This window comes from Nocardioides sp. P4_G4 (genome assembly GCF_056401085.1).
In genome coordinates this window covers 1-20,152 of the sequence record NZ_JBFUKA010000079.1, presented here as the reverse complement: position 1 = coordinate 20,152, position 20,152 = coordinate 1, and the positions used below count along the sequence as shown (strand labels likewise).

At 72.7% G+C, this 20,152-nt stretch carries 19 protein-coding genes; 11 read left to right on the top strand and 8 right to left on the bottom strand.

Annotated elements, in window-relative coordinates:
- Together AC1DQF_RS17100 and AC1DQF_RS17095 are read left to right on the top strand one after the other, a co-directional pair.
- A partial coding sequence (locus AC1DQF_RS17100) for a hypothetical protein (RefSeq protein ID WP_477526424.1) occupies nucleotides 1–1,020 on the top strand: 1,020 nt, incomplete at its 5' end.
- Nucleotides 1,021–1,130: 110 nt separating this feature from the next.
- A complete protein-coding gene (locus AC1DQF_RS17095; protein ID WP_477526423.1) occupies nucleotides 1,131–2,402 on the top strand; it encodes an AI-2E family transporter in 1,272 nt (423 codons plus the stop codon).
- Here the strand turns inward: AC1DQF_RS17095 and AC1DQF_RS17090 are convergent.
- On the bottom strand, nucleotides 2,380–3,372 hold the full coding sequence (locus AC1DQF_RS17090; protein WP_477526422.1) for an EamA family transporter: 993 nt from the start codon (nucleotides 3,370–3,372) through the stop codon (nucleotides 2,380–2,382). The two genes, AC1DQF_RS17095 and AC1DQF_RS17090, sit on opposite strands and share 23 nt — an antisense overlap.
- Nucleotides 3,373–3,411: 39 nt before the next feature.
- On the opposite strand from AC1DQF_RS17090, the gene AC1DQF_RS17085 reads away from it, so the two are divergent.
- Complete coding sequence (locus AC1DQF_RS17085; protein WP_477526421.1) at nucleotides 3,412–3,945, top strand: CGNR zinc finger domain-containing protein; 534 nt, start codon at nucleotides 3,412–3,414, stop codon at nucleotides 3,943–3,945.
- Between the two features lie 37 nt (nucleotides 3,946–3,982).
- Here AC1DQF_RS17085 and AC1DQF_RS17080 read toward each other — a convergent pair whose 3' ends face one another.
- A complete protein-coding gene (locus AC1DQF_RS17080) occupies nucleotides 3,983–4,777 on the bottom strand; it encodes an alpha/beta fold hydrolase (RefSeq protein ID WP_477526420.1) in 795 nt (264 codons plus the stop codon).
- A gap of 38 nt (nucleotides 4,778–4,815) precedes the next feature.
- Here AC1DQF_RS17080 and AC1DQF_RS17075 point away from each other — a divergent pair, with 38 nt between their 5' ends.
- The gene (locus tag AC1DQF_RS17075) at nucleotides 4,816–5,451 is read left to right on the top strand and encodes an HIT family protein (protein ID WP_477526419.1); all 636 of its coding nucleotides are present in this window, start codon (nucleotides 4,816–4,818) and stop codon (nucleotides 5,449–5,451) included.
- On the opposite strand, the gene AC1DQF_RS17070 is transcribed toward AC1DQF_RS17075, so the two are convergent.
- Together AC1DQF_RS17070 and AC1DQF_RS17065 are read right to left on the bottom strand one after the other, a co-directional pair.
- Nucleotides 5,448–6,212 (bottom strand): hypothetical protein, encoded by a 765-nt coding sequence (locus AC1DQF_RS17070; RefSeq protein WP_477526418.1) that lies wholly within the window; start codon nucleotides 6,210–6,212, stop codon nucleotides 5,448–5,450. The genes AC1DQF_RS17075 and AC1DQF_RS17070 overlap by 4 nt on opposite strands.
- 48 nt (nucleotides 6,213–6,260) lie before the next feature.
- The gene (locus AC1DQF_RS17065) at nucleotides 6,261–7,214 is read right to left on the bottom strand and encodes a helix-turn-helix transcriptional regulator (protein ID WP_477526417.1); all 954 of its coding nucleotides are present in this window, start codon (nucleotides 7,212–7,214) and stop codon (nucleotides 6,261–6,263) included.
- Nucleotides 7,215–7,275: 61 nt separating this feature from the next.
- Between AC1DQF_RS17065 and AC1DQF_RS17060 the strand changes: the two genes are divergently transcribed.
- Together AC1DQF_RS17060 and AC1DQF_RS17055 are read left to right on the top strand one after the other, a co-directional pair.
- Entirely contained in the window at nucleotides 7,276–7,737 is a 462-nt protein-coding gene (locus AC1DQF_RS17060; RefSeq protein WP_477526416.1) for a VOC family protein, read from the top strand.
- 191 nt (nucleotides 7,738–7,928) lie between these two features.
- Complete coding sequence (locus tag AC1DQF_RS17055) at nucleotides 7,929–10,355, top strand: LuxR C-terminal-related transcriptional regulator (RefSeq protein ID WP_477526415.1); 2,427 nt, start codon at nucleotides 7,929–7,931, stop codon at nucleotides 10,353–10,355.
- Between the two features lie 81 nt (nucleotides 10,356–10,436).
- Here AC1DQF_RS17055 and AC1DQF_RS17050 read toward each other — a convergent pair whose 3' ends face one another.
- Nucleotides 10,437–12,242, bottom strand: a complete 1,806-nt coding sequence (locus tag AC1DQF_RS17050; protein WP_477526414.1) for a 3-hydroxyacyl-CoA dehydrogenase family protein — start codon at nucleotides 12,240–12,242, stop codon at nucleotides 10,437–10,439.
- Between the two features lie 78 nt (nucleotides 12,243–12,320).
- On the bottom strand, nucleotides 12,321–13,505 hold the full coding sequence (locus tag AC1DQF_RS17045; RefSeq protein ID WP_477526413.1) for a cysteine desulfurase-like protein: 1,185 nt from the start codon (nucleotides 13,503–13,505) through the stop codon (nucleotides 12,321–12,323).
- A gap of 66 nt (nucleotides 13,506–13,571) precedes the next feature.
- Here AC1DQF_RS17045 and nucS point away from each other — a divergent pair, with 66 nt between their 5' ends.
- Together nucS and AC1DQF_RS17035 are read left to right on the top strand one after the other, a co-directional pair.
- Nucleotides 13,572–14,258, top strand: a complete 687-nt coding sequence (gene nucS / locus AC1DQF_RS17040) for an endonuclease NucS (RefSeq protein WP_477526412.1) — start codon at nucleotides 13,572–13,574, stop codon at nucleotides 14,256–14,258.
- A 14-nt stretch (nucleotides 14,259–14,272) separates the two neighbouring features.
- A complete protein-coding gene (locus tag AC1DQF_RS17035; RefSeq protein WP_477526410.1) occupies nucleotides 14,273–14,623 on the top strand; it encodes a DUF952 domain-containing protein in 351 nt (116 codons plus the stop codon).
- On the opposite strand, the gene AC1DQF_RS17030 is transcribed toward AC1DQF_RS17035, so the two are convergent.
- Both AC1DQF_RS17030 and AC1DQF_RS17025 read right to left on the bottom strand, forming a co-directional pair.
- Complete coding sequence (locus tag AC1DQF_RS17030) at nucleotides 14,602–15,306, bottom strand: response regulator (RefSeq protein ID WP_477526409.1); 705 nt, start codon at nucleotides 15,304–15,306, stop codon at nucleotides 14,602–14,604. The genes AC1DQF_RS17035 and AC1DQF_RS17030 overlap by 22 nt on opposite strands.
- A complete protein-coding gene (locus AC1DQF_RS17025) occupies nucleotides 15,299–16,924 on the bottom strand; it encodes a sensor histidine kinase (protein ID WP_477526408.1) in 1,626 nt (541 codons plus the stop codon). Before AC1DQF_RS17025 ends, AC1DQF_RS17030 begins: the two co-directional genes overlap by 8 nt.
- 172 nt (nucleotides 16,925–17,096) lie before the next feature.
- Here AC1DQF_RS17025 and AC1DQF_RS17020 point away from each other — a divergent pair, with 172 nt between their 5' ends.
- From AC1DQF_RS17020 to AC1DQF_RS17010, 3 genes are read left to right on the top strand one after another with little or no spacing between them, the layout of a single operon-like run.
- On the top strand, nucleotides 17,097–18,065 hold the full coding sequence (locus AC1DQF_RS17020; protein WP_477526407.1) for a Bug family tripartite tricarboxylate transporter substrate binding protein: 969 nt from the start codon (nucleotides 17,097–17,099) through the stop codon (nucleotides 18,063–18,065).
- Nucleotides 18,065–18,589 (top strand): tripartite tricarboxylate transporter TctB family protein, encoded by a 525-nt coding sequence (locus AC1DQF_RS17015; RefSeq protein ID WP_477526406.1) that lies wholly within the window; start codon nucleotides 18,065–18,067, stop codon nucleotides 18,587–18,589. Before AC1DQF_RS17020 ends, AC1DQF_RS17015 begins: the two co-directional genes overlap by 1 nt.
- Nucleotides 18,589–20,121: a tripartite tricarboxylate transporter permease gene (locus tag AC1DQF_RS17010; RefSeq protein ID WP_477526405.1), complete on the top strand. Its 1,533-nt coding sequence runs from the start codon at nucleotides 18,589–18,591 to the stop codon at nucleotides 20,119–20,121. The genes AC1DQF_RS17015 and AC1DQF_RS17010 overlap by 1 nt, the downstream gene beginning before the upstream one ends.
- The last annotated feature ends 31 nt before the right edge of the window (nucleotides 20,122–20,152 follow it).

Genomic DNA, 20,152 nt, shown 5'->3' with positions numbered 1-20,152 from the left:
ACGCCGTCCCGCTCGACGGCCCCGGTCGCCGCCGCGCTGCCCATGGTCCGCCGCGGCGGCTACGACAAGGCCGCGGTCGACCAGCGGATCAACCAGCTGACCACCGAGAAGTCCGGCCTCAGCTCCAGCCTCACCGCCTCCGAGCAGCGCGTCATCGAGCTCGAGCGCGAGGCCGAGCGGATGCGCGCGGAGCTCGAGGAGAACAAGAACCCGACGTACGCCGGCCTCGGCGGCCGCGCCACCTCGATGCTGAAGCTGGCCGAGGAGGAGGCGACCGACGTCCGGACCGCCGCCACCCGCGACGCCGCGGACATCCGCGAGCAGGCCAACCGCGACGCCAAGGCCATCCGCGCCGACGCGTCCCGCGAGGCCGACGACATGCGCATGGTCCAGCTCAAGGAGCTCGACGAGATGCGCAGCAGGCTCACCACGGACGCCGAGCAGGAGCGCACGCTTGCCAAGGCCGAGGCCGAGGACATCCTCGCCGCGGCACGCCGCGAGGCCGACCAGGTCCGCCTGGCCGCCCAGCAGGAGACCAACGAGCTGCGCACCACCGCGCGCCGCGAGGCCGAGCAGGCCCGGGCCGCCGCGGACCGCGAGGTCCAGGAGGCCCGCCGCACGCTCGCGGTGGAGAAGGAGCGCCTGGCCCGCGAGGCCTCCGAGCACCACTCCAGCGCCACCGCCGAGACGCAGCGCCTGGTCCAGGAGGCCGAGGACCGCGCCTCCGCGGCCGAGCAGCGCGCCCGTGAGGCCACGGCCCAGGCCAACGCCCACCGCCAGCAGGCGCAGAGCGAGGCCGAGGGCCTGCTCAGCCGGGCCCGCCGCGAGGCCGAGCAGATCGTCGCGTCCGCCACCACCCAGGCCGACTCGGTCTCCGCCAGCGGTGCGGCCGACGCCGAGCGCGAGCTCGCCGCGGTCCAGGCCGAGGTCGACCGCATGACCAAGCGCCGCGACGCGGTCGCCGCGCAGCTGGGCGCGTTGCGCGACGTCGTGGCCGGCTTCTCCGAGGACGAGTCCTGAGCTGGGTCGACCGCCTCCGCGGTCGCCTCCGGCAGTCCGGCACCGCAGACTCCCGGCCTCCCCAGGCCGCCACGGGCGACTCCTCGTCCGGCTCCCCGGCGCCGGTCGCCGTGGACGAGCACGTCGAGAAGGCCGTGGACCGCGCGGTCGACCAGGCCGTGGACCAGGCCGGCCAGCACGCCGAGCGGGCCGAGGCGGCCGCGGACCGCGCGGACGATGCGGTCGACGACGCCCGTCAGGCAGCTGCCTCGACGGTGACCGTCGCCGAGCAGATCAACGACGCCACCGACCTGGTCATCGACACCACGCCCTACGTCGCGACGGAGCCGCGCCGCGAGGCGTCCTCCACCTCGGTGCTGCGCCACTCCCCGTTCAACATCGGGTTCTTCGGAGCGCTGGGCGCCCTGGTCGCGGTGTTCCTCAGCCAGCAGCTGCTCAGCATCTCCTCGGTGCTGATCCTGCTGGTGCTGGCGATGTTCCTCGCCATCGGCCTCAACCCCACCGTCGAGTGGTTCATGCGGCACGGCATGCGGCGGGGCCTGTCGGTCCTGCTCGTGCTGTTCGTCGTGATCACGGTGCTGGTGCTCTTCGTCGTCGCGGTGGCGCCGGTGACCAGCGACCAGATCGCCCTCATCACCGACAAGGCGCCCGGATGGCTCGACGACCTCCAGCGCAACCGGCAGGTCCAGGACCTCGACGACCGCTTCGACGTGATCCACAAGCTCCAGGACTACGTCACCCAGGGCGACTTCGGGCAGCGGGTCTTCGGTGGCGCCCTCGGTGTCGGACTGGCCGTGCTGTCCGCACTGGCCAACGCCCTGATCGTGATCGTGCTGATGGTCTACTTCCTCACCTCGCTGCCCAGCATCAAGCTCGCGGCGTACAGCCTGGCGCCGGCCTCCAAGCGTGGCCGGGTCAGCGAGCTGGGAGACCGGATCATCCGTTCCACGGGTGCCTACGTCGCAGGAGCGATCCTGGTGTCCGTGTGCGCCGGCATCAGCACGCTGATCTTCACCGCCGTCGTGGGGCTCAGTGACTACTCGTTCGCCCTGGCCTTCATCGTGGGGCTGCTGTCCCTGGTCCCGGTGATCGGCGCGATCGTGTCGGGCGTCATCATCACCGCCCTGGCGTTGACGGTGTCCCCCACCACGGCGCTCGTGACGGCGATCTACTACGTCTCCTACCAGCAGTTCGAGTCCTACGTCATCTACCCCAGGATCATGAAGCGCTCGGTGGACATCCCCGGGTCGGTCACGGTCATCGCGGCCCTGCTGGGCGGCAGCCTGATGGGCATCATCGGCGCCCTGCTGGCGGTGCCGGTCGCGGCGGCGCTGCTCCTGCTGCACCGCGAGGTCTTCCTCAAGCGGCAGGACGCTCGCTGAGGGGCTCGGGCAGCGGCTCGACCACGGGTGAGGGCGACCCCTCCCCCAGCTTGACCACGACGACACCCGCCAGGACCAGCAGACCGCCGGCCAGCTGGACCGGCCGGGGCAGCTCGCCGAGGAGCAGCCAGGCGAAGACGAGCGCCATCAGCACCTCGGTGAGCGCGACGAACGACGCCAGCCGGGACCCGAGCCGGCGGCCGGCCTCGATCCCGGTGACGTAGGCGATGGCGGCGGTGACCAGTCCGAGGGCCAGGACCGGCACCCACCAGGCCACGTCGACGCCCTGGTAGGACACCGGGTCCGAGCTCACCCGCATCGGCAGCACCCCCAGGAGCCCGGCCACGCCGAGCACCGTGCCGCCCACGACGAGACCGCCGGCCGCCAGGCTGATGCCCGGCAGGCCGTTGTCCTCGTCGGCCGAGATGACGAAGTAGGTCGCGGCGCCGACCATCGCCCCGAGGCCCCAGGCCACGCCGACCGCATCCAGGTCCGCACCGGAGATGACGTCGAGCACCAGGACCAGGCCTGCGGCGGCGATCGCGGCGCCGACGACCGTGAGCCGGTGGGGGCGGTGACCATGGCGCAGCCACAGCCACACCACCACCGCGACGGGCGCGGTGTACTCGATGAGAAGCGCGACGCCGACCTGGAGGTAGGAGACGGCGTAGAAGTAGCACAGCTGGGCACCCGCGACCGCCGCGACGCCGTACGCCGCGACCAGGCCGCCGTTGCGACGCAGCAGGTGCCAGCGCCCCCGCAGCGCCAGCACGCCCGGGACGACGAGCACCAGGGCGGCGATGGCGATCCGCGCGGTGACCGCGGCGGGCGCGCTCCACCCACTGTCGAGCAGCCCCCGGGCGAGCGCACCGGAGAGGCCGAAGGTGGTGGCGGAGACGAGCGCGAAGCCGAGCCCTGCGCCGGTCCGCGACCGGGCGACGGCGGCAGTGTCATGAGTCAAGCTCGTCATGGCACATGACGCTAGTCCGGCACTGTGTAAGGTGTCAACATGGTTTTCGCTCCTGACACGGCCGCGGCGCTCGACGCCGCGGCGGTCCTCGCGAACAGCGCCCTCGAGCCGGACACCCTCACCTCCGAGGAGGCCCTCACCGCGTTCTACGAGGAGAAGGGCTACTCCGGCGGGCACCGGCGCGACCGCGCCGAGCTCGACGCCGTCCGTGCCATCAGGCCCCGCCTGCGGGCGTTGCTCATGGCCGGGCGCGACGACGCGGTCGAGCAGGTCAACGAGATCCTCGCCGAGGCACGAGCCGTCCCCCGCCTCGTCCGCCACGACGTGCTCGACTGGCACATCCACGCCGTCGACGACGAGGCGCCGCTGGCCGACCGCATCCTGGTGGAGACGGCGATGGCCATGGTCGACGTCGTCCGGGCCGACGAGATGGGCCGCCTGGGCGTCTGCGCCGCCGACGACTGCCAGGGCCTCGTGCTCGACCTGTCCCGCAACCGGTCGCGGCGCTACTGCTCCACCACGTGCGGCAACCGGGAGGCCGTCGCCGCCTACCGGGCCCGGCAGCGGGCCTGAGCCGCGGTCCCGGCCGCGGTCGCGGCCATTGCCGTGGTCACTGCAGGAAGCGGCGCAGCACCTCGGTGAGCACCGCCGGCTGCTGGGAGTGCACCCAGTGCCCCGCGTCCTTGACCATCACGCGACGGTTGCGTGGGAATCGCCGGTCCATCTCGGGGGCGTACTCGTCGGTGACGTAGTCCGACAGCGACCCACCCACCCACAGCACGGGCCCGTCGTACGACGCGTCCCCGAGCTCGGCGCCCGGCCACCCGACGAGGGCGTCCATCTGGTCCCCGAGCAGGTCGAGGTTGACCTGCCAGAGCCACCCGTCGCCCTCGCGGCGCAGGTTCTGCAGCAGGAAGCTGCGCACGGTCTGGTTGGGGACCGCCTCGCGCAGCGCCTCGTCGGCCTGGTCGCGCCGCTCCACGCTCGACAGGTCCAGGGCTCGCATCGTCTCGATGTAGCCGACGAACTCGCGACCCGAGGAGTACGCCGTCGGTGACACGTCGACGACGACCAGCCGCTCGACCAGATCGGGGTGCCGCAGCGCGAGCACCATGGCGATCTTGCCGCCCATCGAGTGCCCCACCAGGGCCAACGGCCCACCGTCGCGCAGCGGGTCGTCGCGCAGCGCCTCGGCCACCCGGTCGGCCAGGTCGAGGTAGTCGAACGTCTCGGTCCACGGTGAGCGACCGTGGTTGGGCATGTCGACGAGCAGCACCCGGTGGTCGCGGCTGAGGTCCTTGGCGACCTGCATCCAGTTCTTGCCCTGGCCGAAGAGGCCGTGGCAGAAGGCGACCACCGGACCCGCGTCGCCGAGCCGGGTCACGTGCAGTGCGGAGTCGCTCACCCGCCCATCCTGTCAGCCCGGTCTGCCACCATCGGGCCATGGCCTCGTCAGGAGCGCAGTCCGCACGCGGGTGGTACGACGACACCCGCGCCCGCATCGCCGAGTCCGGCTACCGTCCGGCGCCCTGGTCCGGGTGGCCGACGTGGCCCTTCGACGGGGAGCTCGCGCAGCGCGAGCTCGAGCCACCCGTCGACGAGCGTCCGCGCRGCGGCTCCGACGGGGACTGCTTCATCTGCGCGGCCGCCGCGGGCGACGGTGGTGAGTACGTCGTCTGGCGGGACGACCTGGCGATGCTGGGCCAGCCGCGGGACGACGTGGCCCTGCCGTTCGTGGCCTTCCTGATGCCGCGCCGGCACGCGGACCTCTCCGACCTGGAGCCGCGCGAGGCCGGCCGGATGGGCGAGCTGCTGGTCCTGCTCGAACGCGCGGTCACCGACGTCCTCGACGTCCCCCGGATGCAGGCGCTGCGCTGGGGTGACGGTCAGGAGCACCTGCACTGGTGGACGATCGGGCGACCGACAGGGATCGCGCAGCTGCGCGGCGCGTTCACCCCGCTGTGGGACGACCTGCTGCCGCCTCGGCCGCGCGAGGAGTCGAGGGCCGACCTGGAGGCGGTGGCTCGTCGCCTGGTCGAGCTGGCCGGGGGCGAGCTGCCCTGGGCGGCAGCGACCTAGAAGTCGAAGCCGTCGAACAGGTTGCCGATGCCGTCGCCGATCCCGCCGAACATGTCCCCGATGCCCTCGCCGATCGCCCCGATGCCGTCACCGAGGCCGTCGAAGCCGCCGCTGAAGAGCATCCCCATGAACATCCAGTCCATCGGCCCGAAGTTGCCGAAGTAGCCCTGCGCGTAGGGCTGGTAGGCCCGGCCGCCCTGCCAGTAGGGCACCCGTCGGGACCCGACCATCACCTTGCGGATGTCGGGCTCGGCGCCGGCATGCACCCGCTCGAGGTCGAGCTGGCAGGCGGGCACGTCGCGGCGCGCGCCGCCCGGGGGCGTGTAGGGCACGTCAGCCACCGACATCCCGTGGCGCGGGTCGAAGAAGCAGGGGGGCCGGCGGGTCGGCAGCGGGCGTCCCTCCACGCGGGCACGGACGCAGGCCATCGCGTAGCGGCCGTCCTCCAGGATCTCGGTGACGTGGCGGACGTCGTCGGGCCGGGTCATGGCTGCGGCCGCCATCTTGGCCGACTCGTAGGCGTCGAGGGCCCGCTGGTAGTCGGCGTTCTCTCCCTGGCCTAGCGGCGTGCCGGCCAGCTCGATGTCGAGGTCCTGCAGCTCCACGCCGAGGGCGGTGACGTCCTCCTCGGCGAGCCGCTTGACCGGCTCGAGCTCCGCCTCGTGCCGGGTCAGCTCGCGTCGCTTGCTGGCCTGGCCGGCCATGACGGCGACGGACACCAGGCCGCCGAGCACCACGAGGAGGAGGACCATGCCCATCATGGCGCCCAGAGTACGTCCCACCCCCACGGCCGATCCGGGTGCACGCGGCTAGCCGTCGGCCGCCGAGCGATGGAGCCGGCCGGCGAGGTCGAGCGCGGCCTCACGCAGCTCGGGCGGCTCCAGGATCTCGCACTCGAAGCCCAGCCACACGATGTGGAAGGCCAACCAGTCCAACGCGTCGGCGCTCGACTCGAGCAGCGTGGTCGAGGCGTCGATCTCGGTGAGCCTCGTCCACCGCACGTCGGTGCGAGCGGCCACCTCGGCCACGGGGGCGTGCACGCGCACCCGGGCGTGGTGGCTGAACGGCGAGTGGCTCACCGACCGCTGGACGTACTCCGCGGGGTCGGGGTGCTCGCGCACCGCGAAGCGCCAGGTGGAGGGCACCACCGACCGCATCCGGTCCAGCCGGAACGTGCGCCAGTCCTCGCGGTCGACGTCCCAGGCCATGAGGTACCACCGACGCCCGGTCGCCACCAGTCGCACCGGCTCGACCCAGCGCTCGGTCGCGGTGCCGTCGCGGGCGTCGTACCCGAAGCGGACACGCACGAGGTCGCGGCAGGCGCGGGCCAGGGTGAGCAGCACGTCCCCGTCGACGAGGTCCTGGGCCGTGGAGAGCGTCACCGTCGCGTCGTGGATGGCCTTGACCTCCGAACGCAGCCGCGGGGGCATGACCTGGTCGAGCTTGGCCAGCGTGCTCAGCGCCGCCTCGCTGGCCCCGGTGACCGTGCCGCCCGCCGCCAGCCGCAGGGAGACGGCGATGGCCACCGCCTCCGCATCGTCGAGCAGCAGCGGCGGCAGCTCGCGTCCACGTCCCAGCTGGTAGCCGCCCCCGACCCCCTGCGCCGCATGCACGGGGTAGCCCAGGGCGCGGAGCCGCTCCACGTCGCGGCGGATGCTGCGGGTGGTCACCCCGAGGCGCTCGGCCAGCTCGGGGCCGGACCAGACAGGACGCTGCTGGAGCWGGCCGAGGAGACGCAGCACGCGCTCGGTGGTGTCACCCATGACGCCATGGTGGCAGAGGAAGCGGACAGCATCTGTCCTCCAGAACGGGCAGACTCGACCCATGAGCCGAACGATCCAGGTGACGTACGACGCCCACGACCCGCTGACCCTCGGGCTCTTCTGGCGTGCCGCCCTGCACTACGCGGTCGATCCGCCGCCCGGAGGTGAGATCGGCGACCCCGACGAGACGGTCGCCGCGTGGATGGACTTCCTGAGGTCGGCCGGCGTCCCCGAGGCCCTCCACAACTCCGCCTTCGCCCTCGTGGACCCCGACGGCGTGGGGCCACGGATCTTCTTCCAGCAGGTGCCCGAGCCCAAGACGGCCAAGAACCGCGTGCACCTCGACCTGCGCGCCGCCCCCGGGCTCACCGGTGACGACCGGATGGCGGCCCTCGAGGAGGAGGCCCACCGGCTGGTCGCGCTGGGCGCCCGCAGGCTGCGCCGCGTCGAGCCCGACGGCGGGATGAGCGCCGGCCACCTGGTGATGGCCGACCCCGAGGGCAACGAGTTCTGCCTCGACTAGGCCCGGCCGCGGTGAGTCGCAGCGGGCCACCGACCTCCCCCGAGATCAGCGGCCCGCTGCCGCGACGAGCGGGTGGGCTCTCCCCTGTGCAGTCCACACGCCGTCTGTCGTGAGGAGCCTCTCGTGGTCAAGGGCGTCTTGGCATCCGTAGTCCTACGTAATGACGGTGCCGGACCAGTAGATTCTCAAGGGTGCTCACTCCCTGCCTCGGTCGCGAAGAGACGCAGCAGCACCTCGCGTCCGCGTTGGCGACCTCGCGGTGGGTGTCGATCGTCGGGCCGCCCGGCAGCGGGAAGACCCTGCTGGCCCGCCACGCGGCGGCCCGGGCCGAGAGCACGTGGGTCAACGCCCGGGGCATCCAGCAGCCCGAGGAGGTCCTCACCGCCTGCCTCGACGCGCTCGACGCCCGGCCGACCCCGGGCGACTCCACCCAGGGCGCGCTGTGCCGCGCGGTCGACGGCATGCGTGGCCTGCTCGTCGTGGACGGCCTGGACGTCGATCCCACCCTGCTGGGCCCGACCTTCCAGCAGGTCGTCTCCTCGACCACCGACGCACGCCTGGCCCTCACGTCGGTGACCATGGCCGGGCAGCCGGCCGAGCGCGTCGTCCGGGTCGGCCCCCTGGCCATGCCGTTGCGGCACGAGCCGCTCTCGGGGCCCGCGGTCGAGCTGTTCCTGCACCGGGTCGAGGCCGCGGGTGGGCACCCGGTCGATCTCGTCGCCCACGGCGACGACGTACGCCGTCTCCTGCACGCGACCGGTGGGCTCCCGCTCCTCATCGAGCAGATCGCCGTCCAGATCGCTCTGGTGGGCGTCACCAACGTGGTGCCCACGGCCTCGCTGTCCGAGGCCGTCCAGGCCTCCTACGAGCTCCTCGACGCCCCGCAGCGGCGCTGCTTCCGGCGCCTGGCCCACCTGGGCTCGCCCGTCTCCCTGGAGGTGCTGGCCGAGGTGACGGGGGTCGGGCGCGACGAGGCGGCGACGATCGTCTCCGCCCTGGTGCGCCGCAGCCTCGTGGAGGTCCTGCCCGACGGCCGCTTCGACATGCTGACCCCGATCCGGAGGCACGGCACCTTCCTCACCGCCTCCACCGACGACCGCGAGCAGACCCGGCACGCCCTGCTGCGCTGGGCCGACCGGGTCGCGCCGGAGGACCTCAACTCCGGGGCCGGCGATGCCTCGTGGCTGGCCGACCTCCCGGTGATGCGCAGCACCGTCGCCGCCGCGTGCGACGACCCGGGCACCCGGCCGCTGGGCTACTCCATCGCCAACCGCATCTTCTCCTCGCTCTACACCTCGATGAAGGCCCGCGAGGCGGTGGAGATCCTCGAGGCCGCCCTGGTCAGCGGGGACGGACCGGCCGAGATCGGCGCGCAGGTCGCCCGCCGTGCCGGCATCGCCGCCTCCGAGGTGCGGGGCACCTACGAGGGCATGTGGCTGCTCGATCGTGCCGACGAGCACGCGCAGAGCGCCCCCGACCCCGAGGGCGAGCTGGCCAAGAACGCCTCCATCCGCGCCGAGATGCACCTCGACGCCGGCGCCCTCGTGCAGGCACAGGCCGAGGCCCAGCGGGCGCTCGACCTCGGCGCGGCCGGCGGTGAGATCCGCCGCCAGGTGCTGCGGACCCTGGCCGACGTCCACGTGTCCCGCGGCGACTGCCGGGCCGCCATGGCCGCCACCCGCGCCATCCTGGAGGGGCACGCCACGCCGGAGGAGCGCTGGACGATCCTCTCGGCACGCACCCTGATGGCCCGCGTAGCCCTGGAGCAGGGACGCACGATCGAGGCGGCCTCGGCGGCCCGCGCCGTCGTCAACGACGCCCGCGCCGTGGCCGAGGACCGGGTGGCCCTGCTGGCCGAGGTCCTGCTGCGCCACCTCGACCGGTCGTACGAGCCGGCGGTGGTCGACCGGGAGGACCTGCCCTGGGCGGTGCGCATCCCGGTGCTCGCCCAGGACGCCCGCGACCTCCTGCGCGCGGGTGAGGTCCCGCGCGCCGCCGGGCTGGCCGCCGACGTCGTGGTGCTCGCCGACAGCACCGGCCTGGGACGCGAYGCCGTGGAGGCCCGCCTCCTGCTCGGCCGGGCCCTCCTYGCCGGTGGCGACGAGGGGCAGGCCGCCAACACGTTCCTGTCGGCGCTCGACCGCGCCGCGACCATGCCGATGTCGTTGCGGGCCGCAGACGCCCTCGACGCCCTGGCCCACCTCGGACAGCGACGCGGGCTCCGGGACACCCGGACCCTGGCCGCGACCGCGTCCGCGCTCCGCGTCGCCCGCGGGGTCATCGCCTGGGGCTACGCCGCGGACACGCCCACGGCCGCCGGACGCGCCGTACCCGAGGGCTGGATCGTGGACGACGAGCTCACCCCGGCCGCCGTCGAGGCCGCCGTCGCGTTCTTCACCGGCGCCACCACGCCCGCGGCCGGCGGCGTGCTCGACCAGCTCACCACCGCGGAGCGCCACGTCGCCGAGCGCGTGGCGACCGGCCTCACCAGTCGCCAGATCGCTGAGGAGCTGTTCATCTCACCGCGCACGGTGGACGCCCACCTCACGCACATCTACCGCAAGCTCGACATCAGCAGTCGCGCGCGGCTCGCTGCGCTGGTGGCCGACCAGGGCTGAGCGCGTCCGGGTCGCGTCCCGGGGCCCCGGACCCCCACCAAGCCCGCCGCAACTGGCGGCCGCCGACACCCCGCGGCGCGCTCAGCGGATGCTGTAGTCGCGGAACCCTCGCTGCGTCTTGCGGCCGAGGTAGCCCGCGGTCACCAGGTGCTCGAGCAGCGGGGCCGGCGCGAAGCCGGGCTCGCGGAACTCGAGGTAGAGCTCGCGCTGGATGGCCAGCGACACGTCGTTGCCCACCACGTCGAGCAGCTCGAACGGACCCATCGGCAGCGCACAGCCCTGCTTCATCGCGGTGTCGATGTCGTCGGCCGTGGCGTAGTGCGCCTCGAGCATCTTCACCGCGTCGTTGAGGTAGGGGAAGAGCAGCGCGTTGACGATGAAGCCCGCGCGGTCGCCGCACGAGACGGCCACCTTGCCCACCTTGGCGCACAGTGCGCGCACGGTCTCGGCCACATCGTCGTCGGTGGCGACGGTGGAGACGACCTCCACCAGCTTCATGATCGGCGCCGGGTTGAAGAAGTGCATGCCGACGACGTCCTGGGGGCGCGAGGTCACCCGGGCCAGGGAGATGATGGGCAGGCTGGAGGTCGTGGTCGCCAGGATGGTGCCGGGCTTGCAGATCTCGTCGAGGTTCTCGAAGAGCGTGGTCTTGATCGCCAGGTCCTCGGCGATCGCCTCCACGACGATCTCGACACCCGACAGGTCGTCGAGCGACGTCGTGCCGCGCAGCCGACCGAGCACCTCGGTCTTCTGCTCCTCGGTCGCCCGGCCGCGCTGGATCTGCTTGTCGAGGTTGCGGGTGATCGAGGCGAGCACGCCGTCCACGCGGTCCTGCGAGCGGCCGACGTACAGCACGTCGTACCCGCTCTTGGCGAAGACCTCGACGATGCCCGCGGCCATGGTGCCGGTGCCGACGACGCCGACGGTGCGGATGTCGTGCTTGAGCTCGGGAAGGTCGTCGGTCGAGGGGGTCTTGTCGTCCTGGACCACGACCGGGCTGTCGGCCCGCTCGTAGGTGTAGAAGCCGCGGCCGGTCTTGCGACCCAGCAGGCCGGCGGTGACCATCTGCTTGAGGATCGGGGCCGGCGCGTGCAGGCGGTCGCGGCCCTGGCGGTACATCGTCTCGAGGATCTCGTACGCCGTGTCGAGACCGATCAGGTCGAGCAGCGCCAGCGGGCCCATCGGGTAGCCGCAGCCGAAGCGCATGGCCGCGTCGATGTCCTCGCGGGTGGCGTACTTGCCCTCGTACATCGACACCGCGTGGTTGAGGTAGCCGAAGAGCAGCGTGTTGGCGATGAAGCCGGCCTTGTCGCCGCACACGACCGGGTTCTTGCCGAGGCGGCCCAGGAGGTCCTCGACGTCAGCCAGCACGGCGGGCTCGGCGACGACGGTGCGCACGATCTCGACGAGGTTCTGCACGGGTGCGGGGTTGAAGAAGTGCACCCCCACCACCCGGCCGGGGCGGGTGTTGGCCGTGGCGATCTCGGTCACGGGCAGCGACGAGGTGTTGGTGGCCAGGATCGCGTCGGGCCGCACGATGTCGTCGAGGCGTCGGAAGAGCCCCTTCTTGATCTCCAGCGACTCCACGACGGCCTCGACCACGAAGTCGGCGTCCGCGAGGGCGGCGAGGTCGGTGGCGAAGCTGATGTGGCCCAGGATCTCGGCCTGCTGCTCCTCGCTCATCTTGCCGCGGGAGACCGCACGACCCGTCGAGTGCGCCAGGTGCTCACGCCCGCGGTCGACGGCATCGTCGGTCAGCTCGACCCCGATCACGGTGAAGCCGTTGCGCGCGAAGACCTCGGCGATGCCCGCGCCCATCGTGCCGAGGCCGATGACCCCGATCGTGGAGAAGGTGCGGGGTGCGCGCTCGGTCGGTGCAGTCGTCATGCCCCGCATGATGGCACGACCGGACCGCCAGCGAACTCGCCGGTAACCCCCTGCTCAGCACTCGGGCTGAGACGTACGTCACTCCCCCGCGAGATCGCCCAGGGCCGCGAGCAACCGGTCCACCTCGTCGGCGGTGGTGTAGGCGGCCAGCCCGATGCGTACGCCGCCCGCGTCGCCCAGGCCGGCGTGGCGCGAGGCCTCCAGGGCGTAGAAGCTGCCCGCGGGTGCGGCCACGCCCCGCTCGGCCAGGCGCCGGCTGACCTCGGTCGGCTCCAGGCCGGCGAGGTTCACCAGCACCGTCGGCGTACGGCGCGCGGCCCGGCCGTGGACCGTGACCCCGTCCAGCGCGGCCAGTCCCTCGAGGAGCCGGGCCACCAGCACCCGCTCGTGCGCCTCCACGGCCGCCATCGACCAGGACTCGGCGAACTCCACCGCCGCGGTGACGCCGGCCAGCAGCTCGTAGGGCAGGGTGCCGAGCTCGAAGCGCTCCGGCACCGCGTCGCTCGAGGGCAGCAGCTTGTCGGGCCGCAGCCGCTCCAGGAGCGCCGGTTCGGCCGCGACCGCCCCCAGGTGCGGTCCGAAGAACTTGTACGGCGAGCACGCCAGCAGGTCTGCGCCCAGCGCCTGCATGTCGACCGGCGCGTGCGCGGCCAGGTGGACGGCGTCGACGTACACCAGGGCGCCGACCTCGTGGGCCGCCCGGGCGACGACGGCCACGTCGGGGCGGGTGCCGAACAGGTTGGAGGCGGCGGTGACGGCGACCAGCCGGGTGCGGTCGCCGAGCAGCGGGCGGACGTCGTCGAGCTCCGCGGTCACCGGGTCGAAGCCCAGCCACCGCACGGTCGCCCCGGCGCGCTCGGCGGCGACGACCCACGGCCGGATGTTCGCGTCGTGGTCGAGCCGGGACACCACGACCTCGTCGCCCGGGCCCCACTCCTGCGCCAGGGTGCGCGCCAGGTCGAAGGTGACAGCGGTCATCGAGCGGCCCAGGACGACTCCCCGGGGGTCGGCGAGCCCCACGAACCGCGCGATCGCGGCGCGCGCGGCGAGGACGGTCTCGTCGGCCAGCCGGCCGACCGCGGTGGGGCCACCGCGCTGGCACACCCCGGCCCGCAGCATGTCGGCGACGGCATCGGCCACCACGGAGGGCACGAGCGAGCCGCCCGGACCGTCGAAACGGGCCATGCCGGGGTCGAGGCCGGGGAAGGCGGCGCGCAGGTCGTCGACGTCGTACGCGGTCGCGGTGTCGTGGGTGGCGGTCACGCACCGCATGCTCGCACGTCGGCCGGGGCACGGGCGACGGGTGGGGCACGGGTACATTTCCTGCCCGTGAGGATCGTCGTTGCGCGCTGCCAGGTCGACTATGCCGGGCGGCTGACCGCCCACCTGCCGATGGCCACCCGGGTGCTGATGATCAAGGCCGACGGGTCGGTGCTCGTGCACTCCGACGGCGGGTCCTACAAGCCGCTCAACTGGATGTCGCCGCCGTGCACCTTCCGCGAGGGCGCCACCGAGGACGGCCAGCCGGAATGGACCGTGACGGCAGCCAAGACCGACGACACCCTGCGGATCCTCATCGAGGAGGTCCACTCCGACTCCAGCCACGACCTGGGCATCGACCCCGGGCTGCGCAAGGACGGCGTGGAGAAGCACCTCCAGGAGCTCCTCGCGGAGCACCCCGGTTCGCTGGCCGACGGCCTCACGCTCGTGCGCCGCGAGTTCATGACCGCCATCGGACCGGTCGACCTCATGTGCCGCGACGCGGACGGCCTCAGCGTCGCGGTCGAGATCAAGCGTCGCGGCGACATCGACGGGGTCGAGCAGCTCACCCGCTACCTCGACCTGCTCAACCGCGACCCGGCCCTGACCCGCAAGGGCGCCGTCCGCGGCATCTTCGCGGCCCAGGAGATCAAGCCGCAGGCCCGGGTGCTGGCGACCGACCGCGGCATCGCCTGCGCGCTCGTCGACTACGACCTGCTGCGTGGCATGGACGACTCCGAGCACCGGCTCTTCTGATCGGCCTGCCCTCGATGATGCAGCCGATCTACCACGTCGCGACCGTCGCGGACTGGGAGTCCGCGCAGGCCACCGGCGCCTACACGACCTCCACCCGCGGGCGCACCCTCGCCGAGGAGGGCTTCATCCATGCCTCCCGCCTCGAACAGGTGCAGCCCGTCTTCGACCGCTACTACGCCGACGCCCGTGAGCCGCTGGTCCTTCTCGTCGTGGACCCCGAGCTCCTCGGCTCCCACGTGCGGGTCGAGCCGGTCGGCGACGACACCTACCCGCACGTCTACGGGCCCATCGACCCCGCGGCCGTCGTCGAGGTGCACGCCCTCGACGCCGACGGCCGGTGGGATCAGTCGCGCGACCAGCGGTAGCGGCGCTCCGGTCGGCCGGTCGAGCCGTACTTCAGGCTGACCTCGACCCACCCCATGGCGACGAGACGCTCGAGGTAGCGGCGGGTGCTCACCCGGGACAGCCCGATCCGCTCGCCCACGTCGGCGGCCGCCTCCGGCTCCGCCCGGCCCCGCAGACCCTCCACGACGAGCTCCATCGTCTCCTGCGACAGGCCCTTGGGGAGGGTGCGCGCCGACTGCGCCACCGGACTGACCGGACGGAAGACGCGGTCCACGTCCGCCTGTCCCCACGGCTCCGGTGACGGGCGGGAGAGGTGCCGCCGGGCGTCTGCGACCTGGCGCAGGCGCTCGACGAGGTCCGCCGAGGCGAACGGCTTCACCAGGTAGTGCACCGCGCCGTACCTCATCGCGTGCGCGACGGTCGCCGCGTCCCGCGCGGCGGTGATCATCACGACGTCGGCCGGGTGGTCACCCGACCGGATCCGCTGGAGCACCTCGGTGCCGGGGATGTCGGGGAGGTAGACGTCCAGCAGCACGATGTCGGGCTGCAGCCCCGCGACCAGCTCCAACGCGTCGGCGCCGGTGCGGGCCTCACCCACCACCTCGAAGCCGGGGATGCGCTGCACGACGTCGCGGTGCACCCGCGCCACCATGAAGTCGTCGTCGACGACCAGCACCCGCACCGGGCCGACGGCCTCAACCACGAGGCACCTCGTCGACCAGGAGCTCGGCGCACAGGACGGCACCGCCACGGCGCGAGACCGTCACTGCGCCGCCGTGGCGGGCGCATGCCATGCGGGTCAGGGCGAGCCCGAAGCCGTGGCCCTTCACGTCCTCACCCACCTTGGTCGTGAACCCGGGCTCGAAGACCCGGTCCACGTCGCGGACGGCGATGCCACCCCCGTTGTCGCGTACCTCGATCTCGATCCTCTCACCGTCGTCCTCGACGTCCATGACGACCTCTCCGCCCCGCCCCACCGCCTCGAAGGCATTGTCGACCAGGTTGCCGACCACGGTGACCAGGTCGGCCGACAGCACCGGGTCATGGTGACGCAGCCGCGCGCCCTCGGCCAGCGAGAAGTCGACGCCCAGCTCGTCGGCCCGGCTGAGCTTGGCCACGAGCAGTGCCGCGACCGCCGGGTCCTCGATCGACCCGCTCACCTCGGCCAGGCGGGCGTCGAGGTCGTGCACGATGGCGCGCACGAACTCGCCGAGCTCGACCGTCTGGCCCAGCTCGGCCATCCCGCCGATCGCGTGCATGCGGTTGCGGAACTCGTGCACCTGGGCCCGCAGGGTGTCGGTGCCCGCCTGCTCCTCGGCCAGCTCGTGCTGGAGCCCCAGCAGCTCGGTGCGGTCGCGCATGGAGGTCACCCACCCCGTCTGCCGACCCCGGACCGTCACCGGCTGGTTGTTGAGCACGAGCAGGCGCGGGCCGACCGCCACCGCGAGGTCCTGCTCCCGGTGCCGCCCCCGCAGGATCGACGTCACCTCCGCCTCCTGGCCCAGGTCCTCCACAGCGGTCCCCGGTGCGGGCCGCTCGAGGCCGAGCAGGTGCAGGGCCTCGTCGTTGACGAAGGCGACGCCGCCCCGCATGTCCACGCCGAGGACGCCCTCCCGCACTCCGTACAGCATGGCCTCCCGCTGCTCGACCAGTCCGGCTATCTCGCTCGGCTCCAACCCGAGCGTCTGGCGCTTGACCCGTCGCGAGAGCAGCAGCGACCCGGCCGCGCCGATGACCATGGCCAGGGCGAGGTAGGCGAAGACGCTCGGAGCGGCCGAGCCCAGCACCTCGAGCCGGGTCGGGTAGGTGCGGCCGAGGACGATCACGCCCAGCAGCTCGCCGGGCCGACCGCGGACCCCGTCACCGAAGACCGGGACCTGCGCCTCGATGGTCCGGCGGCCGTACCGGTCACCGGTCCCCGACCAGCTGGCCCCGTCCTCGACGGAGGGGTCCAGGTGCAGGTCGTCGGCCTCGGTCGGCAGGGTGGCCCCCAGCACGTCGTCGTCGGCGCCGCGCAGGATCGCGTACGTCGCCCCGGCCGACGCCCGGGCGCTCTCGAGACGGATGCCGATGGGATCCTGGAGGCCGGCCTGCACCTCGCTCTCCTCGCGGGACTCCCCACCCACGGTGAGGGCGGTCGACTGGCGGACGAGCCCCTCGGTCGCCAAGGACTCGGCCGCACCGAGCATCCGTCGCCCCTCCTCGCGCGTGAAGGTCGCGCCGCTCTGCACCAGTGAGACGCCGGCCACGGCGGTCACCACGAAGACCACGATGCACATCTGCAGCAACAGCAGCTGGCGTGACAGCGACAACCTCGACACGGGGCGCAGTCTGCAACAGTCCCGTCGACCGCGGCGAGGGTGTGACCGTGACCACAAAGACCGAAACGAACCTTCCGACCACAAGGGAGACATGAGGTGTGACCGCCACCACTATTCCGGCAACGCCGCAAAGTGCAGCGAGCCCCTCCGTGGGTGAGGCAAGGAGACATGCATGAGGAAGTTCCAGACGATCGTCGCCGCCGGTGCGGCCCTGGTCGCCGTGACGGCTCTGGCCGGTTGCAGCGGCTCCGAGGGCGACACCGCGGTGCGGATCATGGTCCCCAACTCCCCCGGTGGCGGCTACGACACCACGGCCCGGGTGGCCGCCAAGATCGTCGAGGACGACAAGATCAACGACACCGTCGAGGTCTACAACCTCGAGGGCGCCGGCGGCACCACCGGGTTGGCCAAGCTGGTCGGCTCCAAGGGCAAGGACGGCGAGCTCATGCTCATGGGCCTCGGCGTGGTCGGCGCGGTCTACACGAACCAGTCCGAGAGCACCCTGTCGGACACCACCCCCATCGCCCGGCTGATCAGCGAGCCGGACATCCTCGTCGTGCCGGCGGACTCGCCGTACAAGACCCTCGACGACCTGGTCGCGGACTGGACCGAGTCCCCCGCCGACTTCCCTGTCGGCGGCGGCTCCTCGCCGGGCGGCCCCGACCACCTCGCGGCGCACCTGACCGCCGAGGCCGTGGGCGTCACCCCCACGGACGTCAACTACGTCGTGTACGACGGCGGCGGCCCGCTGCTCGCCGCGCTGCTCAGCGGCGAGGTCGAGCTCGGCGTGTCCGGGCTCGGTGAGTACAAGGACCAGATCCAGGCGGGCCAGCTCCGGGTGCTCGGCGTCACCAGCGGCGAGCGCGTCGAGGGCTTCGACGCTCCGACCCTCACCGAGCAGGGCGTCGACCTGGAGTTCACCAACTGGCGCGGCCTCGTGGCCCCTCCCGGCATCGACGGCGAGGAGCAGGACCGTCTCGTCTCCATGGTCGAGGACCTGCACGACACCCCCGAGTGGGAGGACGCGATGGCCGAGAACGGCTGGACCGACGCCCTGCTGACCGGCGACGAGTTCGGCGACTACATGACCGAGCAGGACGAGCAGGTCCAGGGCCTCCTCGGCGAGCTGGGCCTGGTCTGATGGAGCACCTCACGGCTGCCGGTCCCGACGCGTCGGGACCCCACGCCTCCCGGCGGGCCGACCTCTCCGAGCTCGGAGTGGTCGGCCTGCTGGCCGGGCTCGGGATGCTGGTGCTCGTCGAGACGCAGCAGATCTCCGACGGCATCGGCACAGTGCGCACGCTGAGTCCCCGCGTGGTGCCCTACTTCGTGGCCGGGTTCCTCCTCGTCGTGGCCGCTCTCCTGGCCCTCGACATCCTCCGCGGCGGACGTGGGGAGCAGGAGTCCGGGGAGGACGTCGACCTCAGCCACGGGACCGAGTGGCGCACGCTCCTCGGCCTCGCTGCCTTGGTCGCGGGCTCAGGCCAGCTCATCCCCGTCATCGGCTTCCCGGCCGCCGGGGCGCTGCTGTTCTTCGGCACCACCCGGCTGCTGGGATCCCGCCGCCTGGTCGTCGACCTCGCGGTGAGCATCGTCGTACCCCTCGTCGCGTTCCTCCTCTTCACCGAGGCGCTCGGCATCTACCTCCCCCTGGCAGGTGCCTGATGGATGCCGTCTCCTCCCTGCTCGACGGCTTCGCCGCGGCCGCCCAGCCGCAGAACCTGCTCTGGGCCTTCGTGGGCGTCATGCTCGGCACCTTCGTCGGGGTCCTCCCCGGCATCGGGCCGGCCATGACCCTGGCGCTCCTGCTGCCGCTGACCTACTCGCTGGACCCGGCCCCCGCCCTGATCCTCTTCGCCGGGATCTACTACGGCGGGATGTACGGCGGCTCCACGACGTCGATCCTGCTCAACGCCCCCGGCGAGAGCTCGTCGGTGATGACGGCGATCGAGGGCAACAAGATGGCCCGGGCCGGACGCGGTRCCCAGGCGCTGGCGACGGCGGCCATCGGCTCGTTCGTGGCCGGCACCATCGCCACCGTCCTGCTCATCTTCACCGCCCCGGCGATGGCGAGCTTCGCGGTGAGCCTGAAGGCCCAGGACTACTTCGCGATCACGATCCTGTCGTTCGTCGCCGTCTCCACGGTGCTGGGGTCCTCCCCGGTCCGCGGTCTCGCCGGACTGGCCCTGGGGCTGACCCTGGGGCTCATCGGCATCGACAACCTGACCGGGCAGCAGCGGCTGACCTTCGGCGTCGACTCCCTGTCGACCGGGATCGACACGGTCGTCGTCGCGGTGGCGCTGTTCGCGGTCGGTGAGGCGCTGTGGATCGCCGCCCACCTGCGCCAGGCCCCCGCCGAGGTGCTGCCCAGCAGCACGCCGTGGATGAGCCGGTCGGACTGGCGACGCTCGTGGCCGGCGTGGCTGCGCGGCACTGCCCTCGGCTTCCCGTTCGGCGCCCTGCCGGCCGGCGGGGCGGAGATGCCCACCTTCTTGTCCTACTCCCTGGAGAAGAAGCTGACGCGGCACCCCGAGGAGTTCGGCCACGGCGCCATCGAGGGCGTCGCGGGTCCCGAGGCGGCCAACAACGCCTCGGCCGCCGGCACCCTGGTGACCCTGCTGGCGCTCGGCATCCCCACCACCGCCACCGCGGCGGTGATGCTGTCGGCCTTCCAGCGCTACGACCTCCAGCCCGGCCCGCAGCTGTTCGAGAACACCCCCGACGTGGTGTGGGCGCTGCTCGCCAGCCTGCTCATCGGCAACGTGATGCTGCTGGTGCTCAACCTGCCGCTGGCGCCCCTCTGGGCCCGGCTGCTCAAGCTCCCGCGCCCCTACCTGTACAGCGGGATCCTGTTCTTCTCGATCCTCGGCAGCTACAGCGTCAACCAGAACCCGACCGACATCCTGGTGCTGGTCGTCCTGGGCCTGCTGGGGTTCCTCATGCGGCGCTACGGCCTGCCGGTGGTGCCGACGGTGATCGGCGTGATCCTCGGCCCGACCTCCGAGGGCAAGCTGCGCCAGGCCCTCCAGGTCAGCAACGGCGACTGGTCCGCCCTGTGGGGCACCGGCTTCACGATCGTCATGTACCTCGTGATCGCCGGCCTGCTCACCCTCACGGTCGTGAGGGCCGTCGCCGCGAAGCGCAGCTCGCCGGTGGACGTCGCGGAGACCCCGGACCGCGACCGCGCAGGCGTCTGATCGTCCGGGTCGTCCCGGCCGCCCGGCCGGG

Excerpts from the sequence above, each read along its gene's own strand:
- AC1DQF_RS17090 (WP_477526422.1), bottom strand. The coding sequence starts at position 3,372 with ATGACGAGCTTGACTCATGACACTGCCGCCGTCGCCCGGTCGCGGACC.
- AC1DQF_RS17085 (WP_477526421.1), top strand. The coding sequence starts at position 3,412 with ATGGTTTTCGCTCCTGACACGGCCGCGGCGCTCGACGCCGCGGCGGTC.
- AC1DQF_RS17070 (WP_477526418.1), bottom strand. The coding sequence starts at position 6,212 with ATGATGGGCATGGTCCTCCTCCTCGTGGTGCTCGGCGGCCTGGTGTCC.
- AC1DQF_RS17060 (WP_477526416.1), top strand. The coding sequence starts at position 7,276 with ATGAGCCGAACGATCCAGGTGACGTACGACGCCCACGACCCGCTGACC.
- AC1DQF_RS17050 (WP_477526414.1), bottom strand. The coding sequence starts at position 12,242 with ATGACGACTGCACCGACCGAGCGCGCACCCCGCACCTTCTCCACGATC.
- AC1DQF_RS17035 (WP_477526410.1), top strand. The coding sequence starts at position 14,273 with ATGATGCAGCCGATCTACCACGTCGCGACCGTCGCGGACTGGGAGTCC.
- AC1DQF_RS17020 (WP_477526407.1), top strand. The coding sequence starts at position 17,097 with ATGAGGAAGTTCCAGACGATCGTCGCCGCCGGTGCGGCCCTGGTCGCC.
- AC1DQF_RS17015 (WP_477526406.1), top strand. The coding sequence starts at position 18,065 with ATGGAGCACCTCACGGCTGCCGGTCCCGACGCGTCGGGACCCCACGCC.